The 602-nt window shown below is 43.9% G+C and carries 1 protein-coding gene; it reads left to right on the top strand.

Annotated elements, in window-relative coordinates; all coding sequences use genetic code 11:
* On the top strand, positions 1 to 513 hold a 513-nt coding region (locus tag R7Q48_RS28945; RefSeq protein WP_318133798.1), incomplete at its 5' end, for an HD-GYP domain-containing protein.
* Positions 514 to 602 lie beyond the last annotated feature (89 nt).

The following is a 602-nucleotide window of genomic DNA, read 5'->3' on the forward strand; positions in this document are numbered from 1 at the left end:
GACGAAACGGTTGAGCATATTGGTACGTTTGCGCAGTTTCATGCATTGAGCGATATTCAACTGCCGATAGAAATAGCCTGTAGTAGAACACGTTACACGAGAGAGCAGGAGGCGATTCTTCTTCAACATATCGAGCAGTGTATCGAATCTGCAGACGATATAGTGGCGCGTATTGGTAATCCAGTTCACCCAAGCGTGACGCTGTTTTTGCAGATGATTACGTACCAATACGAAAACCTTAATGGTTCTGGTTATCCGTACGGTTTGAAGAAAGAGGCGATCCCAATTGCAGCGCAAATCGTTGCGGTGGCTAACGCATTCGATGTGCTTACGACTCATCACCCATATCGCCAAGCTTGGTCGATACCTTACGCCTTGCTTGAGTTGGAGAAATGGGTGTATCAAGGATTGTTGTCCAGAGAATGTGTCAACGCGCTGCGTGAGCATCAAAATTATCTAAAACAAATCATCCATAAATATCCTGAGCACTACACAGGCTTAGGGCTGATGTAATTCCCGTAAACGAAGGAGCACGAATATTGACTAGGAGGAAATTATAAACAATACTGTTTTTATATACAGTATCTAGTTTGGAGGTGAAG

This window comes from Vibrio sp. 378 (assembly GCF_033339435.1).